Origin of the sequence: Nonomuraea sp. MTCD27 (assembly GCF_041950495.1) — a bacterium.
Lineage (GTDB): Bacteria > Actinomycetota > Actinomycetes > Streptosporangiales > Streptosporangiaceae > Nonomuraea.
The window spans coordinates 1-15,801 of the sequence record NZ_JBGNUW010000040.1 but is presented as its reverse complement, the minus strand read 5'-3'; the positions used below and the strand labels follow the sequence as shown (position 1 = coordinate 15,801).

Genomic DNA, 15,801 nt, shown 5'->3' with positions numbered 1-15,801 from the left:
GCGTGCCACCTGCCGCACTTCGGCCGATGGCCCTCCATGCAACGGTCGCTGGCCCTTCAGTGGCGTGCCGCCGTTACGCGAGCCCAGGTTGCCCGGCTTCGTGGTGGTTCGATGTTCGATCTTGTGTGCGAAACTGCGGCGACCCATGGGGCAAATGACTGACACCGAGCCTGCCGTTCCGATAGGATTCGAACGTCAATTCGATCCGGGGAATGGTGATGGAGTGGGGGCGCGCCATGGGAGAGCTTGCGGCCGCGATTGACCACCTGGACACCGAGGACGTGTCCGAGATCCCGAGAATGCAGCTCGCCGAGCAGTTGATCGAGTTGCACTGGCAGATGGCCCGGCTGCAGGCCCAGATCGCCCGCCGCACCGGCGTCCGCCTCCCCTGAGGCCACCCGGACCGGCGACCCCCCAGACGCGGGCAGTTCCACACGGCCGTCCGACACCGGCCCGCGCGATGGCGACCCACTGGACACGGGTCGTTCCGCCGGCGGCCGCACGACAGCGGGCCCGTTCGACTCCGGCCGGCGAAGCCCGCGGGTGGCCGGGGAGTCGTGTGGGCGGTCCTGTGCGGCCCGTAGGGCCTGGCTCCGGTCTCCGGACAACGGCGGCCGGGAGATCACGGCCGCAAGAGCTTCTCGGCGCCTCGCACGGCTGTCCTGGGTGGGCGGCGATTCAGCCCTCGGGCGGGCAAGGAGGCGCGCGTGACGGCGGCCCGCCACGTGGCGGTCAGCGGGCGTATTCCTGGAGGCCACCAGCCACGTGCGGCGGGTGGCGGTGACGCCGGCTCCGCCGTAAAAGATCGTTTCTGTAAAAAGAGGGGATCATGAAAAGGCCGCCGGCCCCGGGGTGGGGCCGGCGGTGGGGGCTCGCGCGGCGCCGCTGCCCTGCAGTGGCGGCGCGGTACGCGAGCGCGCCCTGGGCGCGGGCGCGTCCGCCCGGGCCCGAGATGAGACCGCCCGCTTGCGCGGGGGACCTCGCAACCCACGCGCGTCAGTGCCTCGGGCGCCCGGCACCTTTGGGCGCCCCGTCGGCCTGCCGCGTCAGCGCGACGGCGTCCCAAGAGGCAGGGCCCCGGTCCTGAGCTCCGGACCGGCGGGCCCCGACCGGGGGACCCCGTTGGTGAAGGGGCCCCGGGCAAGGGGATGCACGCCGTCAGGGAACTGCTGGGGCGCGTGAACGGGCCGCCTCGTCGCCGGCGGGGCCGGTGCCCGGGCGTCGGCACCTAGGACGCCCGCGAACCGTCCTGCCGGCCCTCGGCCGACCTCGTTCATCAGCGCCTCCATCGCGTCCTAGTCGCGAATCCAGGAGTTCCGCACCGAGCTCGTCAGCGCGTCGGTGGTCCAGCCGAGGGCGGTGATCACGTCGCTGTAGGAGCCTGCGGCCTTGGTCCCGGTGGCCGTGACGAAGGCCGAGGAGTCCTCGACGAGCGGGGTGAGCTCGTCCATGGAGGCGGCCTGGGAGGTGGCGGGCAGGACCTCGACGACCGGCGCCATCTCGGCGGGCGCGACCTGCCCGATCACCGGGGACAGCTGACCGCTCGAGGCGTGCGGCAGCGCGCGCCGGGCGGCCTCGGAGAGGCCGGCCACGACGGTGTCGGCCGACAGGGACTCGACACCCTTGGTGGTGCCGTTCATGGTCTTGGCCGTGGCGGTGCTGGTGTCCAGGACGCTGGCGCCGGAGGCCGGCAGCAGGTTGGCGCCGGGCAGCCCGGTCGTCGCGCCCCCGACGGGCGACCCCAGCATGCCGGTCATGGAGCCGACGGTGCCGTGCACGGTGGTGTCCGGGGCCAGGAGCTCGCCCTGGCCCTGCTTGGACGCCTTCACCGAGGGCATGCCGGGCTGCGCCATACGCGCCGCGCCCGACAGGACCGGCAGCGACTCGGTCAGGCCGCCCCCGCCGAGCGGGATCCCCGCGACGATGGGCGACAGTTCGGGCAGCGGGCCTCCGCCGCGGAGGACGTCCTCGGCCGCGTTGGCCGAGCTGCCGGGCTCGGCCTGGTTCTCGCTGGCGGCGTCACGCTCGGCCTCGGTCATCTGGCCGCCCGGGTGGGCGCCGGACTTGGGCTTGGAGCCGCCGAGCAGGCCGTCCAGCACGCCGCCCCCGACCAGGCCGCCCAGGAGACTGCCGAGTGGGCTGCCGGCTGCAGCTGTGGTGCCTCCGCCCGGGCCGTCGATAGGAGCGTACCTGGCGGTGTTGTATTGAACTTCCGCTTGAGCTGGCACGGCCATCGCCGCAGCCGCCAAGCCGAATGCTGTGACGGCAATCGCCGTCTTGACTACTCGATTCATGATTGCCTTCCCGGCTCGTGATCGATCGCTCTCGAATGCGGTGGAAATGCGAATCGATAACCCCCGTATGCCGTTGCGTGCGCGCTATGGGCACCACACTGAGCGTGCCGCCACGGCTGAGCTACGCAAGCAGTTCTATCACTCGGGTTGATCGGCCGCAGGCGCATGAATGCCCATGTAGCAGGGGTTTGCAGCCCGGTTACCGAGTAAAGGGGGAGCGTTGAGCGGGAAGACAAAACGGAAATAGGCGGGTCTTGTTTCCGATATTGCGCGCATACGCGCGGGCGCGTGGCCGAAGCGCGGAGGGCGCCCCGGCGGCCCGTGAACAAAGGGTCGTGAAAACAAATGTCACGGGCCGGGGGCGCCGGTTTTCGCCGGTCGCGGTGGACGCGCGCGGCCGATCAGATGGGCAGGAGAGCTTCCGCGGGTTCGAACGGAAAACGGTCGGCGAAGGCGGGACGCAGATCCGTCAGCCACACCGCGGACGGGTCGTAACGAGCGAAGAACGGCCGCCCCACCAGCGATGGGTCGCGGGCCTGGATGAAGTGGAGCACGAAGACCTGCTCCCCGGCGATTTCCATGACGCCGTCGACGCACACCTTGCCCGGCGTGGCCGACATCGACGGCCCGCGGACCGTGCGGCAGAGCCCCGACACGGTCGCGTACGCGTCCCTGAAGATCTCGTACGCCCGTGCCAGCGGCACCGCGAAGTAGTCCTGAGGCCCGGTGTCGCGCTCCACGAACATGTAATAGGGAATCATCCCCATCCTGAGCTGACGCCGCCACATGGCCGACCACACGTCCGGGTCGTCGTTGATGGACCTGATCAGCGGAGCCTGGGTCCTGATCGTGGCCCCGCTGCCGAGGATGCGCTCGACCGCCGACCCGACCAGCGGCGATTCCAGCTCGCGCAGATGTGAGAAGTGGGCCATGAACGCGAGGTTCTTCCCCGCGCCCACCACCTTTTCGAAAAGGCGCAACGTGTCGTCGGCGTCGGGGTCCGTGGTGAAGCGCTGCGGCCAGTAGGCCAGCGCCTTGGTGCCGATCCTGATGGATTCGAGCTGCTCGATCTCGATCAACGGGTCGATATATCGCCTGATCACCGGCTCGCCCATGATCATCGCATCGCCACCCGTGATCAGCACGCTGGTGACTTCGGGGTGCTGGCGGATGTAGCTCACCAGCTGGTCGATGTCGTCGGAGGCGAACTTCAGGTCCGCGTCACCGACGAACTGCGCCCACCTGAAGCAGTAGGTGCAGTAGGCGTGGCAAGTCTGCCCCTGCTTGGGGAAGAAGAGCACGGTTTCCGAATATTTGTGCTGCATGCCAGGAACCGGCTCATCCCCCATCTTCGGGACGTTGAGCTCCTTCTGGCCTGCGGGATGCGGGTTGAGCTGTGCGCGTACGCGGTTGGCCTCGGCCTGGATCTCGGTGTTGGGCGCCTCGGCCTTCAGCAGGTCGGCCAGGCGGGCGACGTCGGCCGCGGGCAGCATGTCCGCCTGCGGGAAGACGAGCCGGTATATGGGGTCGTCGGGGGCAGCCGACCAATCTATGAGTTCATCCACGACGTAGGCGTTCGTCCGAAAGGGCAGCACCGTGGCGACGGCGCGGACCTTGAGCCGCTCGTCGTCCCCCAGCCCCGCACGCTGCAGGAGCTGGTCGAGGTGCTTGGACGTGTACGCCCGGAAGCGTCGGGTGCCTGCTTGGTTCAAGATCACTAGGCCTTTCCCATCTTTTTTGTTCGATCGGGTGTAAACCTCACGACCCTGTCGCGCGTCTACGGTTCTTAATACCCGGACGCGCTTACCGGCGTCACCGGTTCCGCTGGGCTCCAAGTTTTCCTTGAGGTTCGGGACACTCGCGACATATCGCGTAGGGGCATAGACTGACTTATCGTGACCGATGACCCCGACCTGCGCGCCTCAGACGCCGACCGCGACCGCGTGGCCGCGGTGCTCGGCGAGGCACTCGCCACAGGAAGACTCACCAGCGTCGAGCACGCCGACCGCCTCGAGGTCGCCTACACGGCCAAGACGCTCGGCGAGCTCGTCCCCATCACCCGGGACCTTCCCGAGGTGTCCGCGTCCAGTGCGCCCGCCGCCGTCGAGCAGCAGGTGATCAGCTCCAAGTTCAGCAAGGTCGTCCGCAAGGGACGCTGGGTGGCTTCCCGGCACACCACGTTGTCGGCCAGGTTCGGGGCGCTCATCATAGACCTGTCGGACGCCGTGCTGCCTGGGCGCGAGATCACGATCCAGACGAGCGCCCGGTTCAGCAAGTTGATCGTCCGCGTCCCCGAGAACGCCCACGTGATCGACGAGGGCAGCTCGACCTTCGGCAAGCGCAACGTGACAGGCGGCTCCACGGGCGACGGGCCGCTGATCAGGCTCACCGGCTCCTCGATGTTCTCCAAGGTGATCGTCAGCCGCGGAAAGGACGACTGGAACCTGCACTAGGGCGTGGCCAGGACTGGAACGTGCTCTCAGGGGAACCAACAGGGCCTACCCGCCGGTTAACCTGGCACCTGCCTTGCCTGCGATGCGGACATACCGAGCCCGCGTTCCGGCCGAAGCCGTGACGGCGGGCTCGATGCCGTACGAGGTGATCATTGTCCGACAGCAGGCCCATCGCGCTCGACGCCATGGGCGGGGACCACGCACCCCACGAGATCGTGGCCGGGGCGGTGCACGCCGTGCGCGAGCGCGGCCTGGCCGTCGTGCTCGTCGGCTCGCCACGCGTCCTCTACGAAGCGCTCGCCGACCACGACGCCACCAAGGAGGTGCCGATCGTACGCGCCGAGGAGGCGCTGTCCATGGACGAGGGCGCGCTGGCCAGCCTGCGCCGGCCCCGCTCCAGCATCGCGGTCGCCTGCCACCTCGTACGCCGGGGCGACGCCGCGGCCGTCGTGTCCGCGGGCTCCACGGCGGGCATCGTGGCCACCGGCAGGCTGCGCCTCAAGGGCCAGCAGGGCGTGCTCAGACCGGCCATCGCCGTCGCCCTCCCCACCCTGCCGACCCCCGCCGTGCTCCTGGACGCCGGCGCCAACGCCGAGGTCAAGCCGGAGATGCTGGTGCAGTTCGCACACCTCGGAGCCACGTACGCCGAGCTCGCCCACGACATCCAGGACCCCAAGGTCGGCCTGCTCACGATCGGCAGCGAGGCCGAGAAGGGCAACAAGCTCGTCAAACGGGCCCACGAGCTGCTGCAGGGCTCCCCCGGCCTGAACTTCGCCGGCAACGTCGAGGGCCACGACCTGCTGACCGGCAAGGTCGACGTGATCACCACCGACGGCTTCACCGGCAACGTGGCGCTGAAGACCATGGAAGGAGCGGTCCGCTACGCGTTCGCCGAGCTCAGGGAGACGATCAGCGACAGCAGGCTGGCCCGGCTGGGCGCCGTCATGCAGCGCTCGCGCATCCGCGACCTGCGCCGCCGCCTCGACGCCGAAGCGCACGGAGGAGCCGTGCTGCTCGGCCTGAACGGCACAGTCGTCATCACTCACGGCGCCTCCAGGGCACAGGGGATCAGCGCCGCCTGCCGGCTCGCCGCGGACCTGTCGGCGGCCGGTGTCGTGCCCGCCATCGGCGACCGGATGACCTCCCAAAGTCGCTCCCACAGATTGTGGTGACCCCTTAGGGTGTGACCGATCCACAGATACGGGGGGTTATGTGGACGGGCTCACCTCGATGGCGCATGGCCTCACCTCGGCTCAGGCGGCGGTGGCGAAGGCGAACCACGTCCCGCGCCGGTCGAGCAGGTCGCTGAGCGCGATCGTCAGGGCGAACGTGTTCACCCTCTTCAACCTGGTCATCGGCGTGCTGTGGGCGCTGATCCTGGTCTTCGGCGAGTGGCAGGACAGCCTGTTCGGGCTGGTCATCGTGGCCAACGCGCTGATCGGCATCATCCAGGAGCTGCGGGCCAAGCGCACGCTCGACAAGCTCGCGGTGATCAACGAGGCTCCCGTACGCGTGCGCCGCGACGGCGGGGAGCGCGAGATCCACCCCCGCGACGTGGTCCTGGGCGACCTCATCCTGCTCGGCCCCGGCGACCGCCTGCTGGTCGACGGCGAGGTGATCGACTCCGACGGGCTCGAGGTGGACGAGTCGCTGCTGACCGGCGAGGCCGACCCCGTGCACAAGCACCCTGGCGACCGGGTCCTGTCGGGCAGCTTCGCGGTGGCGGGCTCGGGGGCGTTCGTGTCCACGAAGGTGGGCACCGACGCGTACGCCGTGCAGCTCGCCGAGGAGGCCAGCAAGTTCCACCTCGCCCACTCCGAGCTGCGCGCGGGCGTGGCGAACTTCATCAAGTACATCACCTGGCTGGTCATCCCGATCGGCGCCCTGCTGATCTACAGCCAGCTGCACAACTCGGCCGACCTGCGCACCGCCATCACCGGCGCGGTCGCCGGCATCGTCACCATGATCCCCGAGGGCCTGGTGCTGATGACCTCGATCGCGTTCGCGGTCGGCGTCGTACGCCTGGGCCGGCGCAAGTGCCTCGTCCAGGAGCTGCCCGCGATCGAGGGCCTGGCCAGGGTGGACGTGCTCTGCCTGGACAAGACGGGCACGCTCACCGCCGGCGGCATGGACCTGGACCAGGTCCTCCCCGTACGCGACGGCGAGCCGGTCGAGGAGGCCCTGGCCGCGCTGGCCAACGTCGACGGCCACCCGAACGCCACCGCCGAGGCCGTCAGGGTCCGCTACCCAGCCGCCCCCGACGGCTGGACCGCCCGCTCCACCGTGCCGTTCTCCTCGGCCCGCAAGTGGAGCGGCGCCGACTTCGGCGAGCACGGCGCCTGGGTGCTCGGCGCGCCGGACGTGCTGCTGCACACCGGCGACACCTACGACAGGGCCGCCGAGCTGGCCGCCACGGGCACGCGCGTGCTGGTGCTGTGCCGTACCGACAGCCTGGCCGGGACGGAACGCGGCGAGGCGGCCGTCGAGCCCGTCGCGCTCATCACCCTCAAACAGCGCATCAGGCCCGACGCCCACGAAACCCTGCGGTACTTCGCCAAGCAGGGCGTGACGGTCAAAGTCATCTCCGGCGACAACCCGGTGGCGGTCTCGGCCATCGCGACGAGCCTCGACATCCCCGGCGGCGAGCGCTCGATCGACGCCAGGACGCTGCCGCACGACGACCCCGCCGCGCTCGGCGAGCTGCTGGACACCCACACCGTCTTCGGCCGGGTGACCCCGCGGCAGAAGCGGGAGTTCGTCACCGCGCTGCAGGCCCGCGGCCACACCGTGGCCATGACCGGTGACGGCGTCAACGACGTGCTCGCGCTGAAGGACGCCGACCTGGGCATCGCGATGGGCGCGGGCAGCCCCGCCACCAAGGCCGTCGCGCAGGTGGTGCTGCTCGACGACAAGTTCGCCACGCTGCCGCACGTCGTGGGCGAGGGCAGGCGGGTGCTGGCCAACATCGAACGGGTCTCCAACCTGTTCCTCACCAAGACCTTCTACGCGATCGTGCTGTCGCTGCTCGTCGGGGTGGCCGGGGTGGCGTTCCCGTTCGCGCCGCGCCACTCGACCCTGACCAACGCCCTGGTCATCGGCATCCCGGCGTTCTTCCTCGCGCTGGCCCCGACCCTCGAGCGAGCCAAGCCCGGGTTCGTGCCCCGGGTGCTGCGCTTCGCCGTACCCGCCGGGGTGCTGTGCGCGGCGGCGGTGCTGCTGTCGTTCTGGGCCGCGCACAAGAGCGCCGCCACGCTGCTGGAGAACCAGACGGCCGCCGTGATCACGCTCTTCCTCACCACGTGGTGGGTGCTCGTGCTCATCGCCAGGCCGCTGACCTGGTGGCGGGCGGCGCTGGTCGGATCCATGGCGGTGCTGTTCGCGATCGGCCTGACGCTGCCCTTCATCAGGGAGTTCTTCGCCCTCGAACCCGGCAACCTCGGCAACGACCTGACCGCCGTCGGCATCTCGATCTTGGCGGCCCTTATGACAAGCGTGGCGGTCAAGGTCGCCGGTACCCTTAGAACATGACCGACCCGCAGATAGTGCTCACCGAGCGCGTCCAGCAGGCGCTGGCCCGCGCGTTCGGCTCCGAGCACGCCGACGCAGATCCGCTGATCCGGCCCTCCCAGTTCGCCGACTTCCAGGCGAACGTCGCGATGAGCCTGGCCAAGCGCCTGCGACGGTCCCCGCGGGAGGTCGCCGAGGCCATCAGGGCGGAGCTGTCCGACTTCCCCGGCACGGTCGAGGTCAGCGGCCCCGGCTTCCTCAACATCACCCTCGCCGACTCGTGGATCGAGTCCGAGGCCCGCCAGATGCTGGCCGACCCGCGGCTCGGCGTCGGCACGATCACGCCGTCGCAGACCGTGGTGATCGACTACTCCGCGCCCAACGCGGCCAAGGAGATGCACGTCGGCCACCTGCGCACCACGATCGTGGGCGACTCGCTGGCGCGCCTGCACGAGCACCTCGGCAACACCGTCATCCGGCAGAACCACCTGGGCGACTGGGGCACGCCGTTCGGCATGCTCGTCGAGCACCTGCTCGACATGGGCGAGGAGGCCGCGGTCAAGCAGCTCGAGGCCGGCCAGGGCACCGAGTTCTACCAGGCGGCGCGGGCCAAGTTCGACAACGACGAGGAGTTCAAGACCCGTGCGCGGGTGCGGGTGAGCACCCTGCAGTCGGGCGACCCCGAGACGCTGCGGCTGTGGCACGTGTTCATGGACGCCACCGTGCGCTTCTTCAACAAGGTCTACGACCTGCTCGGCGTCACGCTGACCGACGCCGACATCGCCGGCGAGAGCATGTACAACCCGATGCTCCAGAAGACCTGCGACGACCTGGAGGCGTCCGGGACGGCGGAGATCAGCGACGGCGCGCTCTGCGTGTTCCCGCCCGGCTTCACCGGCTCCGACGACAGGCCGCTGCCGCTCATCATCAGGAAGAGCGACGGCGGCTACGGCTACGCCACCACCGACATGGCCGCCATCCGCTACCGCGTCAACGACCTCAAGGCCGACCGCATCCTCTACGTCGTGGGCAACGAGCAGGCGCTGCACTTCCAGATGGTGTTCTCGGCGGCGCGGCTGGCGGGCTGGCTGCCCGACACGGTCAAGGCCGAGCACGTGCGGATCGGCATGATGCTGGGCAAGGACGGCCGCCGGTTCAAGACCCGCTCCGGCGAGTCGGTCAAGCTGATGGACCTGCTCCAGGAGGCCATCGACCGCGCCGGCAAGCTGATCGAGGAGCGGGGTTACGACGAGGCAACCCGGCGGGAGATCGCCCACGCCGTCGGCATGGCCGCCGTGAAATACGCCGACCTGTCGGTCAGCCACGACAGCGAATACGTCTTCGATCTCGACCGCATGGTGGCCACGACCGGTAACACCGGCCCCTACATGCAATACGCGACGGCCCGCATCCGCTCGATCTTCCGTAGGGCGGGCATCGCACCGGCCGAGGCGACGGCCCCCATCGTGCTCGCGGCACCGGCCGAGCGCGCGTTGGGCCTCCATCTGCTGGGCTTCGGCGAGCTCGTCTCGCAGGTCACCGCCGACTCCGAGCCGCACCGGTTGTGCGCGTTCCTCTTCCAGACGGCGAGCCTGCTGAGCACGTTCTACGAGGAGTGCCCGGTGGTCAAGGAGGGTGTCGACCCCGAGACCCGAGCCCACCGGCTGGCCCTGTGCGCGCTGACGTTGCGCGTGCTGGAAACCGGCCTCGACCTTCTAGGCGTCCCTGTCCCCGAGCGCATGTAACAGGCAGTTGACTCAAAGTCTCCCGTTCCGTCGTGGGCGCGCCTCCACCGGGTTGGCGCGCCCCAACGGTTAGGCTTTACGCGGTCATGAACTGAGGCCGATTTGGGGGAGTTCTCTGCCTTGAGCACGGACCTGACTGCGAGCCCCCCAGCAGCGACCGAGTTGCATCGCTATGCCGAAGCGCTGCTGGCGCACCTCGCCGCCAAGGGCACCGCGCCTCCGGCCGCACCCAGCTTTCGCGACGTACCCGGCTACTGGCTGCCCCCGGCCGTCGAAGCGCTGGTCGCCATCCTCGCGGGCGAAGACCCGCTCGAACCGCTGAGCAGGGCCGCCGGCAGAGACCAGCAGCAGACCGCGCTCTTCCTCTGCCTGGCGCTGGCGGTGTCCGGGCAGGGCAGCCGCATCCACGCCTCCTGGCTCGGCACCGCCTTCGGCGAGCTGTCGCTCGACCGCCCGGTCTCCCACGGCCAGCGCTCGCTCTGGCTGGCCGCCGCCCGGGGGGCGTACGGCCCCGCCGGCAAGATCTTCGTGCTGCGCAAACTCGACGCGCTGGCCGTCCAGGAGCACGCCGACCCTCGTCAGTGGGTGCAGGCGATCGCGCCCGGCGAGCCCGCCGTGGTCGTGCCGCCGTCGCTGGTGGACTTCCCGGAGATGGCGGAGATCCCCGAGCTGGCCCGGCCCGCCGTGGCCGCCGCCCGCCTGGCCCGGCTACGCGGACGATGTGCGGAGATCACCTCGGCCCGGCAGACCGAGCACGACACCGCCACCCCGCTCGACAACGCCTCGGCCAGCCCCGCCGCGAGCTGGGCCGAGGACGAGCCGCTCGCCGTCCTGCGCGCGCTCATCGGCCAGGGCGGCAGCGCCGGGCCGATGGCCTCGCTGAGCTCCTACCTGCTCGACGACCTGCGCCCCGGCGCCGACCCGCACCTGGCCGCGATCGCGCTGCACGTGGCGGCGCCGATCCTGCGGGGCGTGGCCGAGGAGCTCGAGGCCGACAGCCGCCTGGAGCCGCCTGCCACGCTGACGGTGCCGCTGCTCGGCCACCGCATCCTTCTGCACCCGGAGGGTCCCGACCAGGCTTCGCTGGCCGCGGCCGAGGAGTCGATCGTCACCGAGGGCGTGGTGCCGCGCGCCCGCCCGTGGGCCGCCATGGTGCTGATCGTCGCGGGCGTCGCCTGCTTCATCGGCGCGGCCTTCGCCACCCGCCTGCTCGCCGCGGCCGCCGTGGCCATGATCGGCCTGGCCGGCTGGCAGCTCTGGCAGCGCCGCAAGCTCGTCGAGGCCGACGCCCGCTACGTGGCCGGCCAGGTCAGCGAGCTGAAGGAGCTGGCCGAGGGAGCAGTCTGGGCGCTACACGCGTACGCCCGCGAATCAGACGCCCGCGCGAAGCAGGCCGCCGAGGACGCAGCCGAGCTGACCCGCCTGATCCGCCGCGGCCCCCGCGCCGCCCACTGACGGAACCTCAGAGACAGAACCTCAGGGGGAACACCACTCCTTGGGGGGAACACCACTCCGGACGGGATAAGCCGCTCTGGGACAAGCCGCTTCCCCCAGGACGGGACGGGAGAAAAGCCCCCTGACGGGACAGGAGGAAGGCGTCCGCAGACCGGACGCGGGGGTAAGGCTCCCCGGACCGGGCTCGGGAGTAAGGGCTCCCCGGACCGGGCGCGGGAGTAAGGCTTTCCGAACCGGAAGGCCGCTCCCCGGGCACAACACAGAGGCGGCCATTCCGATAAATCCCATCAAACCGCCCACCACAAGCACGATCTTACGAAGCCCGAGCCCTCCCCTGGCCGGCCCCGCCCGAAGATCCGCGCTCGGAACGGGGCTGGCCTAGGTGGTCTCGATCTCCACGTGAGCCGGCGCGAGCAGGAAGACGCGCTCGGCGATGCGCTCGATCCGCCCCTCACACCCGAAAGCCAGGCCGGCGGCGAAGTCCACCATCCTGGTCGCCTCGGACATCGACATGCCCGTGACGTCCATGATCACCGTCTGCCCGTCACGGAAATGCTGACCGATCAACGGTGCGTCGTTGTACTTGAGCGGCTGAACCATCACGATCCGCGACGAGTCGACGTTCGCGCGCCACCGCCGGGCGGCCCGCTCGGTCGCGGGGACGTACTCGTCCTCGTAGTGCTCGTCGTCGTCATAGCCCTCGTCGTAGTGATCGACCCCGCTCAGGCCAAGGTAGCTCACCACCTTGCGCACTGCCCCCATCGGCTTGTCCTTTCCTCAGGAACTCACCGTAATCGGCACGTCCCTACACATTGGACGGTAACCGACGATTCCGCATTCGCCACGCGACACGCCCAGCCCTAATTCCATTTTGTACGGCTTGCAGCCTGCTTGCAGCTGGATATCCGACCCCCGTATACCATCGGCCACATGCGCCTCTTCACCGTCGACGCCTTCACCGGCACAGCTTTCAAGGGTAATCCCGCAGCGGTCTGCCTGCTGGACTCTCCGGTTTCTGACCGATGGATGCAGAGCGTAGCCAACGAGATGAACCTCTCCGAGACCGCCTTCCTGCTCGGGGATTCGCTGCGCTGGTTCACTCCGGCGGTAGAGGTTACGCTCTGTGGGCATGCCACTCTCGCGACCGCCCATGTGCTCTATTCGACCGGTGCGGCGACGGGCCAGCTGGAATTCAGCACGGCCAGCGGGACGCTTACCGTGAATCGGCGCGCCGACGACATGATCACAATGGATTTCCCGGCCAAGGTGGTGACCCCGGCCCCGGTTCCGGTCGGCCTGAAGAAAGCACTTGGGGTCACACCGGTGCGAGTCGGTAAAAGCCACCTCGACCTGCTGGTCGAGGTGGAGTCAGAGGCAACGGTACGATCGCTGACCCCCGACATCGCCGCCCTGGCCGCCGTGGACGCGCGAGGCGTCATCGTCACGGCACCGGGCAAGGAGACCGACTTCGTCTCCCGCTTCTTCGCCCCGAACGTAGGCGTACCGGAGGATCCGGTCACGGGCTCGGCCCACTGCGCGCTGTCCCCGTACTGGTCGGCGCGTCTGGGCAGAGAGTCCCTCGTGGGCGCCCAACTCTCGGCCCGAGGCGGCCTCGTCCACGTCACCCACGCCGGCGACCGCGTCCACCTGGCCGGGCAAGCGGTGACCGTCGTGTCCGGCACGCTGCACATCTAGGGGCGCGCTTCAGTAGACGTTCAGCCAGTCGCTGATCGCCGCAACGGCGACACCCGCTTCGCAGCGTACGGCGCGGTGCCTGCTTGCCGTGAGGCAATGCCGACGTTCGCGCTGAGCCGGCGAGCCGACCTCCTGCACCCCTGAACGCCTCGACGCACACGCTCGCCACCGTCCCGCCGCCATGTGCGTCCGCACGCACTATCCCCACCGCCATGTGCATCCGCACAGCTCCCCTCGCCCCCTCCGCCGCCATGTGCATCCGCACAGGCGGCCGGGACACCTTCCTGCCAGATCTTCATCACGCACGCTGAGAAGATTCCACGAACCTCGATTTCCACCGCGGCCCCACCGGGTAGAAACCGGTATGTCCGCCTTGCGGGTCCAACTGAGAGTCCGGGGAGGTGGAGGTGGCGGTTGTCCTGATCATCTTGGCGGCGCTTCTGGGAGCGGTCGTCATCGCCGCAGTCGTGGTCGGAGAGCGGACACAGGCCGAATTCCGGCGCAAAGCGCGCGAGCAGGAGGACACCGAACCGGACTACTACGAGATCGCCCACCTGGTTGGCGGTCCCTCGCGCGTGGCCGACACCGCGATCGGGTTACTGGCCGAGCAGGGCCGCATCCGTGTCTCCCGGGGCAGCACACTCCACCGCGTGTCCGGAATGGCGCCCGCCGAGCATCCCCTGGAACAAAGGGTGTTCAAGATGCTGCGCCGACGAGCGGAAGACCGGACGGCGTACAAGATCAGAGAGGCTCAGCGCGCTCGCCGTAATCCGCGTCCTCGCGCCGCTCGGCATCGTGGTTACCGGGATCACGATGCTGGTGACAGGCACGCCGCAGGCGATGATGCCCGGCCTGGTGGGGTTCGTCGCCTGCTGGGTCGTCGCCCTCGCGGCCAGAACCCTCTACGCCACGGATCCCTACATCCGTTACTCTCGCGAGGGACGCCGCCACCTGAAGAAGGCATTACGCAGGCGGACGTACGACTCCGACACCGACGCGATCGCCATGCCGCTGGCATTGCACGGACTGGGCAAGATCAGCGATCCCGTCGTGTTCGTCGAGCTCATAGCCCGTCCACCCCAGCCCGCGAAATCGCACGGCGGCCGCCGGTCCGACGCGGGCTCCTGGTCCGGCGGCAGCGACAGCAGCGGCACTTCCACAGTCGGAGGGGGATGCGGAGGGGGCTGTGGCGGGGGATGCGGTGGCGGGGACTGACCCCGTACACATGCGGTGACCACAAACGTCCACCGAAATGACCGTGCCCCGGGAGCCGCCCGACTCGGAGAATCAGCGTGACCCCGGCAGCTGTAGCCCCATCGTCAGTCCTCACCCAATGGGGCTTCCGATTCCAGGCCAAGTACGGCCGTGGCAGCACGGACACCGATCACAGCACCGCTGACCGCCAGCACCGACAGGCCAGCCAGGGCGCCGTGGTAACCACCGCCACCAAGCCCCGTCCGCACCTCCGAGCGCGCGCTCGTTCGCACGCTCGCCCGCACCTTCGTCCGCGAGCAAGTCTTTGTCATCCTGCGCGGTTCACGCCGCCACAACTCCCGCCGCAGCGCGACGCCGGCATCAGCTGGCGTAGGCACGCCCACGACCAGGATGCCGATCCAAAGCGCTGTCGCCGCGCATCGTGGTGGGCGTGCGCACTCCGGCCACAGGGTCGCGCAGCAGTCGTACGGCCCCACCGAGGTTGCCGACGGCACCCAGAGCCAGGGCCCCATACGCGAGTACCGGCCGCCGGACATCAACTCTGTGATCGTGGACCCTGACGCACAGACCGCAACGGTGAGCGGGAAGCTCGTCAGCCCGCAAGAGCGCTGACCCCGTGAGCCCTCTGTGGTCATCGAACCGGGTCGAGTTTCCGAGACCGCGTGACGCCTGCCGCAGCGCACGGGCTCCAGGACCCACGTGGGATCTCCGAGACCAGCGGAGGCGATGTCGAGACCATGCTCTCGATGCCGGACGCGAGCCCTCGGGCACCCGAACTGGGCAGGGCGAGACCTGGCACCGGCCGGAGTCGATGTCGGCTACCGCATCGACCTCATCCCCCGCACGATGGACCGGGCGACACAGACACCCAAGGACGCCCACCCACCAATCACCAAGTCCTCAAGCCACGGGCCAGGAGAACCTTCGTCGACCGAACCAGCCGGCGCGGGGACCATATCCGGCTGTGCAAATTCGCCTGGTGAATCGAGGCCAGTTGCAACATCCGCGCCTACGCTACGACGCACCCACGTCTTTCACCACGCGAACGACCACGCAATCGTAGGACACCGAGCAATTCGAAGCCGCCCACCACTGAACTCGGCCACGCAGCCGTTACCAAAGCCATCACGAAGGCCAGGGTCCCGAGCCCACTCCCGGACACGCAGCCCCGGATCATGCCGAAGCCTCTCGCCCCGGTGCTGCTTCCCACGCACCTACCGAACAGCGACAAGACCTCAAGCACCCACCTGACAGCCCAGCCGACAGCCAGAAGCCCTCCACGCGGGAAGCGTAAAGCTCCACAAACGCAGAAAGGGCCCCGACGCGTTGGCGTCGGGGCCCTCCCCAAAAGATTGTCCGGCGGTGACCTACTCTCCCACACCCTCCCGAGTGCAGTACCATCGGCGCTGAGAAGCTTAACTTCCGGGTTCGGAATGT

At 69.4% G+C, this 15,801-nt stretch carries 11 protein-coding genes, 1 rRNA gene and 1 pseudogene; 9 read left to right on the top strand and 4 right to left on the bottom strand.

Annotated elements, in window-relative coordinates:
• The first annotated feature begins 236 nt into the window (after positions 1-236).
• Entirely contained in the window at positions 237-392 is a 156-nt protein-coding gene (locus tag ACBJ59_RS59145) for a hypothetical protein (protein ID WP_364135597.1), read from the top strand.
• Between the two features lie 903 nt (positions 393-1,295).
• Here ACBJ59_RS59145 and ACBJ59_RS59140 read toward each other — a convergent pair.
• Both ACBJ59_RS59140 and ACBJ59_RS59135 read right to left on the bottom strand, forming a co-directional pair.
• Complete coding sequence (locus ACBJ59_RS59140; RefSeq protein WP_375118733.1) at positions 1,296-2,099, bottom strand: hypothetical protein; 804 nt, start codon at positions 2,097-2,099, stop codon at positions 1,296-1,298.
• Positions 2,100-2,695: 596 nt separating this feature from the next.
• Positions 2,696-4,012, bottom strand: a complete 1,317-nt coding sequence (locus ACBJ59_RS59135; protein WP_375118732.1) for a KamA family radical SAM protein — start codon at positions 4,010-4,012, stop codon at positions 2,696-2,698.
• Between the two features lie 177 nt (positions 4,013-4,189).
• On the opposite strand from ACBJ59_RS59135, the gene ACBJ59_RS59130 reads away from it, so the two are divergent.
• The 5 genes from ACBJ59_RS59130 (at position 4,190) to ACBJ59_RS59110 (ending at position 11,454) form a co-directional block, all read left to right on the top strand.
• Positions 4,190-4,747 carry a DUF1707 domain-containing protein gene (locus tag ACBJ59_RS59130; protein WP_375118731.1) on the top strand — a complete coding sequence of 186 codons (558 nt, stop codon included), beginning with the start codon at positions 4,190-4,192 and terminating at the stop codon, positions 4,745-4,747.
• 152 nt (positions 4,748-4,899) lie between these two features.
• Positions 4,900-5,919, top strand: coding sequence for a phosphate acyltransferase PlsX (gene plsX, locus ACBJ59_RS59125; protein ID WP_375118730.1), 1,020 nt, complete (start codon positions 4,900-4,902; stop codon positions 5,917-5,919).
• A 40-nt stretch (positions 5,920-5,959) separates the two neighbouring features.
• On the top strand, positions 5,960-8,275 hold the full coding sequence (locus tag ACBJ59_RS59120) for an HAD-IC family P-type ATPase (RefSeq protein WP_375118729.1): 2,316 nt from the start codon (positions 5,960-5,962) through the stop codon (positions 8,273-8,275).
• A complete protein-coding gene (gene argS, locus ACBJ59_RS59115) occupies positions 8,272-9,999 on the top strand; it encodes an arginine--tRNA ligase (protein WP_375118728.1) in 1,728 nt (575 codons plus the stop codon). Before ACBJ59_RS59120 ends, argS begins: the two co-directional genes overlap by 4 nt.
• Positions 10,000-10,119: 120 nt before the next feature.
• Positions 10,120-11,454, top strand: a complete 1,335-nt coding sequence (locus ACBJ59_RS59110; RefSeq protein ID WP_375118727.1) for a hypothetical protein — start codon at positions 10,120-10,122, stop codon at positions 11,452-11,454.
• A 378-nt stretch (positions 11,455-11,832) separates the two neighbouring features.
• Here the strand turns inward: ACBJ59_RS59110 and ACBJ59_RS59105 are convergent, their stop codons facing one another.
• Positions 11,833-12,216: a cell division protein SepF gene (locus ACBJ59_RS59105; RefSeq protein WP_043633494.1), complete on the bottom strand. Its 384-nt coding sequence runs from the start codon at positions 12,214-12,216 to the stop codon at positions 11,833-11,835.
• 168 nt (positions 12,217-12,384) lie between these two features.
• On the opposite strand from ACBJ59_RS59105, the gene ACBJ59_RS59100 reads away from it, so the two are divergent.
• The 3 genes and pseudogenes from ACBJ59_RS59100 (at position 12,385) to ACBJ59_RS59090 (ending at position 14,364) form a co-directional block, all read left to right on the top strand.
• Positions 12,385-13,149: a PhzF family phenazine biosynthesis protein gene (locus ACBJ59_RS59100; RefSeq protein ID WP_375118726.1), complete on the top strand. Its 765-nt coding sequence runs from the start codon at positions 12,385-12,387 to the stop codon at positions 13,147-13,149.
• A gap of 401 nt (positions 13,150-13,550) precedes the next feature.
• Positions 13,551-13,904 (top strand): annotated as a pseudogene (locus ACBJ59_RS59095) (TIGR04222 domain-containing membrane protein); the annotation flags it as partial.
• Between the two features lie 58 nt (positions 13,905-13,962).
• Positions 13,963-14,364 (top strand): hypothetical protein, encoded by a 402-nt coding sequence (locus tag ACBJ59_RS59090; protein WP_375118780.1) that lies wholly within the window; start codon positions 13,963-13,965, stop codon positions 14,362-14,364.
• Positions 14,365-15,718: 1,354 nt separating this feature from the next.
• Here ACBJ59_RS59090 and rrf read toward each other — a convergent pair.
• Positions 15,719-15,801 (bottom strand): 5S ribosomal RNA (gene rrf, locus ACBJ59_RS59085); the annotation flags it as partial.